Annotated in this window: 5 protein-coding genes; 2 read left to right on the top strand and 3 right to left on the bottom strand. The window is 46.6% G+C overall.

The features are described from left to right. Positions 1-4,393, bottom strand: a 4,393-nt coding sequence (locus QUB35_RS02035) for an amino acid adenylation domain-containing protein (RefSeq protein WP_333138878.1), incomplete at its 3' end; no start/stop codon positions are given. A 154-nt stretch (positions 4,394-4,547) separates the two neighbouring features. Here QUB35_RS02035 and QUB35_RS02030 point away from each other — a divergent pair. Then, positions 4,548-5,657: an alpha/beta hydrolase gene (locus tag QUB35_RS02030; RefSeq protein WP_333138876.1), complete on the top strand. Its 1,110-nt coding sequence runs from the start codon at positions 4,548-4,550 to the stop codon at positions 5,655-5,657. 280 nt (positions 5,658-5,937) lie between these two features. Here QUB35_RS02030 and QUB35_RS02025 read toward each other — a convergent pair whose 3' ends face one another. After that, on the bottom strand, positions 5,938-9,273 hold the full coding sequence (locus QUB35_RS02025) for an amino acid adenylation domain-containing protein (RefSeq protein WP_333138874.1): 3,336 nt from the start codon (positions 9,271-9,273) through the stop codon (positions 5,938-5,940). Further along, entirely contained in the window at positions 9,243-9,467 is a 225-nt protein-coding gene (locus tag QUB35_RS02020; RefSeq protein ID WP_333138873.1) for a hypothetical protein, read from the bottom strand. The genes QUB35_RS02025 and QUB35_RS02020 overlap by 31 nt, the downstream gene beginning before the upstream one ends. A gap of 613 nt (positions 9,468-10,080) precedes the next feature. Between QUB35_RS02020 and QUB35_RS02015 the strand changes: the two genes are divergently transcribed. Further along, the gene (locus QUB35_RS02015) at positions 10,081-11,856 is read left to right on the top strand and encodes an EamA family transporter (protein WP_333138870.1); all 1,776 of its coding nucleotides are present in this window, start codon (positions 10,081-10,083) and stop codon (positions 11,854-11,856) included. Positions 11,857-11,955: the final 99 nt, after the last annotated feature.

The following is an 11,955-nucleotide window of genomic DNA, read 5'->3' as shown; positions in this document are numbered from 1 at the left end:
CTGTGAAATCGTCTGTGGGTGGGGGCGGGCACGGGGGCACCGCCCCTACAAAAGCCTGATTTTCGTGAGAATGAAACCGCCCTGGGGATTGGGGGGGATCTGTTTCCGACGCAATATGCAGAATAGCATTGTACCGAAAATCAGTTAACTCATTGTGATGACTACCGCGAATTAATTGAATCTCTACGCCACCAATCTGCGGAAAGCGGTGTTTTAATGCGCTAAAAAAATCTGGTTCAATAACTAACTCTGTTTCTTGAAAAATTTGCATTTGTACTCGCTGCTGCAACTGTTCGCCCGCGAGAGAAGGTTCGGCTTGATACAGTTGTACCGAAGCGTGGAAAGCTTCCAGCAACGGCAAGCTGCGAACATCTCCGATGAATATAAAGCCGCCGGGAGTAGTTGCTTTCACCGCACCTTCTAGCACCTGCACGAGATAGTCGATATTCGGGAAATATTGCACGACAGAGTTGAGAATTACTGCGTCAAAAGCTGCTGTCTCTACTCCTTCAAAATCAGTCGCCATTTTCTGAAGCAGCGTTACATTAGCTAACTCTTGATTTGCCAAGTGCTGCCGAATATAGTTTAGCGAAATAGGTGAAAAGTCTGTTCCGCAATATTGGGTGCAGCGAGGGGCAATTTGGAACAGCAACAAACCTGTGCCGCAGCCAATTTCTAACACTCGGCTAGGCTGCAAAGCTAAAATTTGGGCGGCTTGATTGTTCGCCCAGTCGCGCATCTGTTCTGCTGGGATTGGTTGATTAGTATAGCTGCTATTCCAGCCGACAATATTAAATGTTGGATCTGAGTCAACAGCAGGTTGATTGTAAGTTTCATTGTAGAGCATTTGCCACTGCAAAACCTGTTCGTCCTGCAATTGCATTATTTGGTTTTTTTCGCGGGCAACGCTATATTCTGCATTCAGGGCAATATAAGCTACTAAACGTTTATCTCCCTGTCCATCTTCCGAAGCTATTGCTACAGTTTGCTGCACGGCGGGATGTTGAGCTAATAGTGTCTCGATTTCTCCTAATTCGATGCGGAAACCGCGAATTTTTACTTGTTCGTCAATACGTCCCAAAAATTCCAGGTTGCGATCGCCTCTGTAGCGCACTAAGTCGCCGGTTTTGTAAATTCGCTCTGCTGAATTTGGTTTAAACTGAGATGTTGCACCATTATCGAGAACAGGCAAGATGCCTGTTCCACAAGAAAATTCATCCCTTGTGGAACAGGCATCTTGCCTGTTCCTAAACAAGTCATTGAGAATGGTGTCTGAATTTGGTTTAAAAGGATTGACAATAAAGCTTTGTGCGGTTAAATCTGGGCGGTTGAGGTAGCCGCGAGCGAGTCCGTTTCCGCCGATGTACAATTCGCCAACAACCCCCATTGGTACGGGCTGCAAATATTTGTCTAATATGTAGATTTGAGTGTTAGCAATGGGGTGGCCAATTGTCGGGGCGATGTCTCTCTGCTCTGTTACAGGAATATAACCGGAAGTTGTGACGACGGTGTTTTCGGTTGGGCCGTAATTATTTACTAGCTTAAATGGATGGGATTTTAAAGGATGTTGTTGCAGTTTTTCGCCGCCTGCGAGCAAGATTCGCAGCGCTGTTGTTTGAGGCCAATCTAATAGCAAAAGTTTCTCGGCTAAAGGTGTTGGCAAAAAGCTCATTGTAATTGCTTTTGATACTAACCAGTTTTGCAGTTTTTCAGGATCTCGCCTGATGTCATCTTCTGGAAAGTAGATGCTAGCTCCGGCGGCGAGATAAGGCCAAATTTCCCACCCGCAAGCATCAAAGCCGATCGCTGCAATTTGGGTTGCTCGATCGCCCGCTGACACCCCAAACTCTCTTTGATGCCAAAAAACGAGATTTAACAAGCTCCCGTGCTCAATTTCCACTCCTTTCGGCTTTCCCGTGGAACCGGAGGTGTAAATCGCGTAAGCCCGATTTTCGGCTGTGGCTGCGCTGGTGGGATTGTCGGCGATTTCTTGGGAAATCATCTCCCAGTCTGTGTCTAGAAAAACAACCCTTGGATGGTTAATTTTATCATCTGACTGTGTTTCTAAATTTTGCACTTCGCCATCATCCACCAGGGAATAAATTCCCTGGCTCATAGCTGAAGTCGGCTGAAGCCGACTGGAAACTTGTCCTCCTTCAGTCGTCTTTAGACGACTTTCGCTATTAGACAGGGAATTTATTCCCTGGCGGGTAAGCAATACTGACTGTGTTTCTAAATTTTGCACTTCGCCATCATCCACCAGGGAATAAATTCCCTGGCTCATAGCTGAAGTCGGCTGAAGCCGACTGGAAACTTGTCCTCCTTCAGTCGTCTTTAGACGACTTTCGCTATTAGACAGGGAATTTATTCCCTGGCGGGTAAGCAATACTGACACTTGAGCATCTTTTAGCATAAAGCTCGATCGCTCAGCAGGATAGCTCGGATCTAAAATTAGGTAAGCTCCTCCCGCTTTCAGGATACCCAACATCCCCACGATCAGATCGAGCGATCGCCCGCAGCCAAGCCCGACTAAAACTTCCGCCCCAACCCCAATTTTTTGCAGATAACGTGCTAGTTGGTTGCTGCGGAGATTTAGCTCTCGATAGGTGACTCGCTCATCTCCAAATACCAGCGCCACCGCATCCGGTGCCCGATCGGCCTGCATTTCAAATAGCTGATGGATGCACAAATCTTGCGGATAATCCGCCTGAGTATTGTTGCATTCAACTAACAAATGATAGCGCTCTTGGGCGCTCAAATATTGCAAGTTGGCAATTCGCTGTTCGGGATTTGTCACAATCCTTTCTAACAAGGCTTGAAAATGCCCGATCAGGCGGGTAATCGTAGCTTCATCAAATAAATCGGCGCTGTAAATAACCATGCCGCTGATGCCCTCTGAGCTATCAACCCACAGCTTATTGCTGGGCGATTGCTTGCTTCCCGAACTGTTGGGCGATCGCTCCCACAAATGAAACTCCAAATCAAACCGCGCTGTACCCACATCTAACTGCTGCGGGCTGAGTGTTAATTCTGGCAATTCTAACCGATTCCCCGGCGCGTTTTGCAGCGCAAACGCCACCTGAAATAAGGGATTTTGGTTCAAAGCGCGATCGGGGTGCAGTTCTTCTACTAACTTCTCAAACGGCAAATCTTGGTGAGCGTAAGCTCCTAATGCTACCTCTTTGACTCGGTTTAAAAGTTCCCGAAAAGTTGGATTTCCCGATAAATCTGTACGCAGAACCAAACTGTTGACAAAAAAACCGATTAATGCTTCAATTTCACTGCGGTTGCGATTGGCAATCGGCGAACCTACAACAATATCTTCTTGCTGCGCGTAATGGTAAAGCAACGTTTTAAAAGCTGCCAGCATAGTCATAAACAGCGTCACTCCTTCGCGCTGGCTCAACGTTTCTAAAGCCTCGCTCAGTTGTTTGGGCAGTTGCAAAAATTGCCTTTTGCCTCGGTAACTTTGAATTGCTGGCCTGGGTCTATCCGCAGGCAAATTTAACATAGAAATGCCGTTTAACTGCTGCCGCCAGTAAGCAAGTTGCGTTTCTAAAACTTCCCCTTGCAGCCATTCGCGCTGCCATTTTGCAAAATCCGCGTACTGGATCGACAAAGCCGGTAAAGGCGAAGGTCTTTCGCTAGCAAAGGCCGTGTAAAGTGCGCCTAATTCCTGAATTAGCACTCCGATAGACCAACCATCGGAGACAATGTGGTGCATATTCAGCATTAGTAAATATTCGGCATCATCTAACTGCAATAAAGTGACTCGCAGCAACAAGTCCTTGGACAAATTGAAAGAGCGTTGAGCTTCCTCAGCCGTGAGCCTGTTTGCTTCAGTTTGTCGAGATTCCTTTGGCAAATTTCGCAAGTCCACTACATTAATCGGGAGGTGGAAAGCAGCAGCTATTCTCTGAACAGGTTGGCCCGCAACTACGGCTAAAGTCGTGCGTAAAGCTTCGTGGCGGCGCACAATTTCATTGAAGGTTTGTTGCAGCGCCGAAAAATTTAGCGAACCTGTCAAACGCAATGCTGCGGGAACATTATAGAAGGGATTGTTCGGGACTAATTGGTCGAGAAACCACAAGCGCTGCTGTGCAAAGGAAAGCGGTAGATTTCCGTCCCGCCCCATAGGAACAATCGGTGTAGGAGTGAAACTAGAAGTACGATTAGCTGCTTTTAAAAAAGAAATTATTTCGGCTTTTTTATGAGAAATTTCTGCCCGTAGTTCGGGGGTAATAATTCCTTCAGGAGCGTTGCAGCGCAGGCGAGATCCCTCAACAAAAATATTAATATCTAGACTGCGAAGGTAAGATAAAAACTCAACTAACTCCACCGTGACAGAATCTCTTGCATTTGGCGATGAACTCGATATTTTTGGATCGGGCATTTTGAGTCATCCTGTCATTACTTGGGCAAATCAATAAAATAAATTCTACCAGCGCACAAATTAAGAGCTTAACTTACCGCTTGCCGACTGTGGCCTAACCTGAGTATGATTCTGTTTGAATCCGCAACCCAAATTCTACCCAAGGTTTCAGCTTATGCCGTTCATGCCCTTCAATTTCCTGTTTCTATGGCTGGTAGGACTGCTGTCCCTCGGCGTACTTGGGGGAGGTATATACATTATTTACGAATGGTACATCGGCGAACTTGTAGGGAATTCCTACTTAGTCAGCGGAGTCTTGATGCTTCTTTGGTCTGTTGGCGGCCGCTTTATCAGTTTGCCGCTGTTCCGCCGCCCCGGTGCTGACGAACCCAAGCCGACGCGGACGGGTACGGTGCAGCGGGTAGAGAGGCCTGATGGCACTATTTTACAAGTAGAATTCTACGGCCCAGAGGACGGACAGCCGATTATTCTCTCCCATGGTTGGGGGCCCAACAGTATGGTTTGGTATTACGCGAAACGGCAACTAAGCGATCGCTTCCGAGTGATTGTTTGGGATCTTCCAGGTTTGGGAAAATCCACTCGACCAAAAAACAGCGACTATTCCCTAGAAAAATTTGCCCGCGATCTTGAAGCCGTCATTGCCATAGCAGGAACTAAACCTGTTATCCTACTCGGACACAGCATGGGCGGCATGATTTCTCTAACATTCAGTCGGCTTTTTCCAGAACTTCTCGGTAGTCGAGTAGCTGGTTTAATTCTGGTAGATACGACTTATACTAATCCCGTCAAAACCGCTATTTTTAGCGGTTTATTACGCGCTTTGCAGAAGCCGCTGCTTCAACCTATGCTCTACCTCACCATAGCTCTTGAACCGATTATGTGGGGAATGACTTGGCTGAGCTATCTCAATGGTTCACTGTACATCAGTGTAGAAGTATCGGGATTTAAAGGCACTGAAACGCGCGGTCAATTAGATTTCTCAGCTTTCTTATCAGCCTTGGGTTCTCCCGGCGTTCTCGCTCGCGGCACACTGGGAATGCTCAAATTTGACGAAACAAAAACTTTGCCATCAATTGACATTCCAGTGTTGGTGATCTGCGGCGATTCAGATATAGCGACTACCCCCCCAGCTAGCCTGCGAATGAAAGCAGAATTGCCTCAAGCAGAGCTAGTTACGATACAGAAAGGAGGACACATGGCATTAATCGAGCATAACCAAAAGTTTGCCGAAGCTGTCAGGGCATTCTGCACTGAAATTTCCTAACTAAAAATGTGAGTTAAAATCCTGTAGGTTCTGGCTGGGGATACCTTAAAATTCGGCGTTGCACAATTTGAGGATGGTTCTTGTCGGGTGTCCCGCCTGCTGTGAAAATACACCGGACGGGCGGGACGCCCATCCCACAAAACAATCAAAATCATCCCGCAATTATGTAATATCAAATCCGGTAGCATCGGAATTATTCATCTCTGTATTCTCTCCCTCTGCGTTCTCTGCGCCCTCTGCGGTTAAATCATTCCGATGCAACCGGAAACGATATAAGGCCTTAAAATTCCACATCTTCGCGCTCATTTTCGTCCGTTCTAGGAGTATCCAAACCTTTCGCGGCCCAACGCATTGTTTCAATGTATTTTGCCAGACTCGCCACAGTCGGAGCCTCAAACAAATTGCTGACCGATAACTCGACTTGCAAAGCGTCTCGGATGCGAGAAATCAACTGAGTTGCTAGCAGGGAATGCCCGCCTAGTTCAAAGAAATTATCGTAGATACTAACCTGCTGTTTGCCCAAAACTTTAGCCCAAATTTTCCCGATCGCGTTTTCGAGATCAGTCCGAGGCGCTACATAATTTTCTGTTAGATCCTCGCTGTCTGTATCTATATCAGGCAAAGCGCGGCGGTCTACTTTGCCATTAGGCGTCAGTGGCATATTCTCCAACACTGCATAAGTTGCAGGAACCATATATCCTGGTAACTTTTCTTTCAAAAATTGGCGCAAGTCACTTGATTTTAGATTGTGACTTTCGGATTTTTCATCGATGCCGTCAGGAACAACATAAGCTACCAAATGTTTATCGTCGGGGATGTCTTCCCTCACAATTACTACTGCTTCGCGCACTTGTGGATGCTGGCACAAAGCCGCTTCAATTTCTCCCAACTCGATGCGGTAGCCGCGAATTTTTACTTGGTCATCAACGCGGCCTAAAAACTCAATGTTGCCGTCAGCTAAGTAGCGACCTAAATCACCTGTTTTATAAAGGCTAGAACCAGATTTATTGCTAAAAGGGTTAGGAATGAAAGCAGCAGCAGTTAAATCGGGCTGGTTGAGGTAGCCTTTCGCTAGTCCGTCACCGCCGACGTACAATTGACCTATAACACCGATCGCCACCGGCTGCAAATCCGCATCGAGGAGATAAATTTGCGTGTTGGCGATCGGGCGGCCGATGGGGATAGATGTTGCGGTTTCGGGTACGTCTTGCACGCAATAATAAGCCGAAAATGTGGTATTTTCGGTAGGCCCGTAAACGTGAATTAATTTAGTGGTTGGCTTTTGCTTGAGAAGTTTTTTAACCCATCTCATATCGACCGCTTCTCCGCCAAACAGCAAGCAGCGCAGCGAATCAAAAGCTTGCGGTAAAACTCTAGCAATTTGTTGAAATAAGGCAGTTGTTAAAAACAAAACGGTGATGCCTTGTTGGCGCAGTTCTAAGGCTAAATCGTGAGGCGAAAGGGTAATATTTGTGCTAATTCCCACGAGTTGAGCGCCGTTAAGCAAGGCTCCCCAAATCTCGAATGTGGCTGCATCGAATGAAGCGTTTGATGCTTGGGCAATTTTATCGGTAGGTTCTATTTTTATATAGTTGGTGTTGAGTACCAGCCGATTTACTGCTTTGTGGGTGACAGCAACTCCCTTGGGTTTTCCGGTTGAGCCAGATGTGTAAATAACGTAAGCTAGGTTGTCTGCTGTTACGGTGTTGGCGGGATTTTCGGCGCTTTCTTTGGCTATGTCTTCCCAGTCGCGATCGAAGTAAATCACCGAGTTTGAGAAGTCTCGGAAATTCTCAATCAATTTATCTTGAATTAGCAAGACTTTAACTTGAGCATCTTCCAGCATCAAGTTTAGCCGATCGCGCGGATAGCTCGGATCTAACGGTAGGTAAGCCCCTCCCGCTTTCAGTATAGCCAACATCCCCACAATTAGGTCGATCGATCGTTCTGCACAAAGCCCCACTAAAACCTCCGCCCCCACGCCCATTTTTTGTAGGTAGCGCGCCAGTTGGTTGCTGCGACTGTTGAGTTCTCTGTAAGTGAGGTGCTTGCTGTCGAAAGTTAGGGCGACATCCTCCAGATGCTGCCGGGCTCGCTCTTCAAATAACTGATGAATGCACTTATTTTGAGGATAATCTGTCCGAGTATCGTTCCATTCTTTGAATAATTGATTCACTTCATCCTCGCTCAATAAAGGTAAGTTAGCAATTCCTTGTTCTGGATTAGCGACAATGCTTTCCAGCAAAGTTTTAAAATGCCTCAGCATTCGGGCGATCGTAACTTCATCAAATAAATCTGTATTGTACACAGCTAACCCTCGGAGTCCTTCCGAATCTTCCCAATGTTCGCCGTATCTGCTCCTAAAATTATCAGAAGCTTCCCACAAATACAGCTCTAAATCAAAGCGCGTTGTTTGAGTCTCCAAAGGGAAAGAACTCAACTTTAATTCTGGCAATTCTAGCTCGTCCAGCGGCGCATTTTGCAGACCAAATACCACCTGAAACAGGGGGTGGCGATTCAACGATCGCTCTGGGTGCAATTCCTCGACTAGCTTCTCAAAAGGCAAATCTTGGTGAGCGTAAGCTCCCAGGGTTACTTCCCGCACCCGGCCCAAAAAATCTCGAAATGTCGGGTTTCCCGAACAGTCTGTTCGCAGCACTAAAGTGTTGACAAAAAAACCGATTAATGCTTCTATTTCGCTGCGGTTGCGATTGGCGATCGGCGAACCGACAACAATATCTTCTTGTTGCGAGTAGCGGTAAAGCAAAGTTTGAAATGCTGCGAGCACTGTCATAAATAAAGTCGCTCCTTCTCGCTGCGAGAGGGCTAAAAGTGCGTTTTTCAGCTTTTTAGGCAGTTCTAAATATTGAGTTTTTCCCCGATAATTTTGCCTAGCTGGTGCAGGGCGATCTGTCGGCAAATTTAACACAGAAATCCCGTGCAATTGCTGCCCCCAATAAGCTAGCTGAGTTTCTAATACTTCACCTTGCAACCATTCGCGCTGCCACTCGGCAAAGTCGGCATATTGAAGTGATAATTCTGGTAGGGGAGATGGCTGTTGATTTATCAAAGCTGTATAGATAGCCTCAAATTCTCGAATTAGCACACCGATCGACCAATCATCGGAGGCTATGTGGTGCATATTTATCAATAAAATATGCTCGGTTTCAGTCAGCCGCAGGATGGTTACTCGCATCAGCGGCCCTGTGGATAAATTGAAAGGGCGAAGAGATTCTGCTGCGGATAGTTTCTTTGCTTCAGTTTCCCGTAGTTCTGGTGGCAAATGTTGCAGTTCTAAGAGTTTTAAATTAGTCTTAAAAGCAGGAGAGATTATCTGCACTGGTTGGCCGGATACCGCTGCAAAAGTCGTTCGTAAAGTTTCGTGTCGCTGCACTATTTCGTTGAAGGTTTGCTCTAAGGCTATTAAGTTGAGGGAACCAGTTAAGCGCAGTGCGGTTACTACATTATAGAAAGGGTTTTCCGGTGCAAATTGGTCGAGAAACCACAAGCGCTGCTGGGCAAATGATGCCGGAAAGACAAACACTTCGGATTCTGAGGAAATATTCAGTTTTTCTATATCCTTTGTCAAGGAATTGTCATAAATTTCGGATGCCATATCTGTTGCTCTTCGGGGATGGGATGTGTTAATTTTTTGATGGCGCGGGCTTGCTTTTTGACGGTGCGATCGCCTCTTAAAACTTTCGCGAGCAAAAGATCGGAACCTTTAATATAATAAATCTGGGTGCGCGAGTGCGGGAGAGACGCGGGGAATAGAAACGGGGTTTCTGCCTGCAGGATCAAGTTATCCATTGAGGGGCTAGGAGTGCCACCCCCCAATCACATTTAGTCGCAGAAGGGGTCAATCGATTTTAGATTTTAGATTTTAGATTTTAGATTGAAGCCTTGACCCCACGGATAAATTCGGGGGGCAAGTTTCATCGGATACAAGTTTTTTATTTCTGGACGGATGAATCCGGGGGCTTGTATCCTGGATGCTTTCGGTCATTAAGTTTGTGATTCGGGTGCAATCGGGTGAGTTAGATGGGAGAATTACCGGGAGCAATTCGTGGAGAGGTCAAGCTGTATAGCAATCCTCAATGATTTGTGTAATTCTTGTAGGGGCAAACCCCCCGTGGTTGCCCCGCCTTGGCTGGGGTAGGCACTCTTAGCACTACCCCTACATATTTTTACAACTGATTTAGGATTGCTATAGTATGATTTCTAATTGCACAAAGTGTTCTTGGGGGGATTAAGAGCGGGATAGCTTTGCTTCACGCAATTTTCTCACATTTGTAGCTTAGCGACTACTATTGATTCAACAGTGTCCGCAATTTCTTAGATCAACTCACTAGAACTTGTGGCCTGATTTGGCAAAATACTTAAGAACAGTGAACGTGCAGTTTAAATTAGAGGTTATAGGCTAATGGCGCAGCGGAACGTATACTCGTCAAAGGACGAGCCAGAGGAAGTACAATCAGCAGAAGAAGTCCTCCACTCAGTAATGCAAGAACTGGACGCTTTGCATCAAAATGTCAAAGGCCAGTTAAATCAAGACATTACTCGGCTGCAAACTGAAAAAAATCACCTGATTGAGGATATTGAAGACCTCAGAGAGCAATATCGCAAATTGCAGTCTCAGCAAATGGAATCTCTGTCTGGGCGATACATTCAGCAGCAGCAATTGTGGCTGAAGCAGTTGGCTCAAGTTTTGGCTCACAATTTGCAGGATTTGTTGGTGCAGCGGTTCAACGAACTCAGCGCTAACTCTGGAAATTCTCTCAGCAGCCCTATTCCCAGCGGCGAGTTCCCGATACCCCTGCCGCCGAGCAACTACGACGAACGCGCCTCGCAGTTGCTGGCGGCGCTGGATGAAAGGATCGATCGCAGTTTCCAGATGCTGGAACAAGATTTGAGCAGCTATGAAAGCGAGCTTTCCGTGCGGCTCAACAATATGCAAACCCTAGAGCGGCAAGGGGAAGAGCTGTTACAAAATCTCGTAAACCGCATCAGGGAAGAACTCGAAGAAGAAGAAGAATATCTTGAGAATCCTTTCGATGCTCAAGATTCCTATGTCGAGGAATCAACTAATTCTGTTAATTCTGTCCGCCCGCAACTTCTGCAGCCAACACCTGTGGAAAGGCCGCGGGAAGCCGTACCGGCACCCTCTTCAGTGCCCTCTCCAGCCACCGCTAAAGCACCTTCTGTACAGACAGGTTTGGTGCTGGCTTTGTCTTCGGCGGTGGTATTGTCGCTGTTTAATGTTTGTTTGAGAATTCTGATTAAAGGCAGAAATCCTCGGGTGGTTTTTGGCTTGTTTGAATTTCCGGGGGTGGTGACTCCCGGTTTTGGCAATTCTTTGTTGATTTTGTTGATGCGACTGATTGTGGTGATGGCTTTGATGCCGATATTGGCCACATTTCTGTATCCTTCTGTCTGGAAAGATATTAGACGGTTGTTCCAGTCGGGCGATCGAGCTTTGTGGAGCAAGGTTTTAGGAAGCGCATTTTTTCTGTTTTTGTCTCAGGTTTTGATTTATTTGGCGATCGGCAATATTCCAGCCGGGATTGCGATTACGATTTTCTTTATTTATCCGATCGTCACCGTACTAGGTTCTTGGCTCTTGTTTGGTTCTCGCCCTAGCAGAGTCGGCTTTTTTGCGATAGTCGGGATTACCGCAGGTCTGATTTTAGCTGGGTGGCCGAGTTTTGCAGCCCCACCTCCGGGCGGCGGCAATGTCGGGGTGGGAGTCGCTGCGGCACTGGCTTCTGGGATTACCTTTGCAGGTTACGTATTGCTGACGCAAATGGCCGCGGGCAAACTGCACCCAATTCCTTTTAGTTTAGTTAATTTCGCCGCAATTTTTGTATTTTCCTCTCTAAGTTTGTGGGTGCCGCTTTCGGACAATTTTTCTCCTAAAATAGACCAAAATGTTTGGCCTGGTTTGATTATCGGAGGCGTTATTTTAGGGGTGCTGACCCTGTTTAGCTATCTTTTGAATAATTTTGCCATCCGCTTTGCGGGGGCAGCCTTAGCGTCAGTAATTGGCACTTTGGGACCGGCGATGACGGCACTTTTTGCGTTTATAATTATCAATGAGAATTTGCAGCCTGTGGCAATTCTCGGCATGGCTGTGGTGACATTAAGCGTGGCTGCTATGAGTGTGGAACGCATAATGGCTCCTCAGAAGAAGGCTAGTTAAGGCAAGAATTTGGGCGATCGGCCATTCCCAAACCCGGTTTCTTCAAGAAACCGGGTTTCTCTATGCCGAGACAATATCAATAGGCTTATTGCATAAATC

The organism is Microcoleus sp. B13-B6, from assembly GCF_036705405.1.
Taxonomy (GTDB): domain Bacteria; phylum Cyanobacteriota; class Cyanobacteriia; order Cyanobacteriales; family Microcoleaceae; genus Microcoleus.
This window is presented reverse-complemented; position numbering and strand designations above follow the sequence as displayed.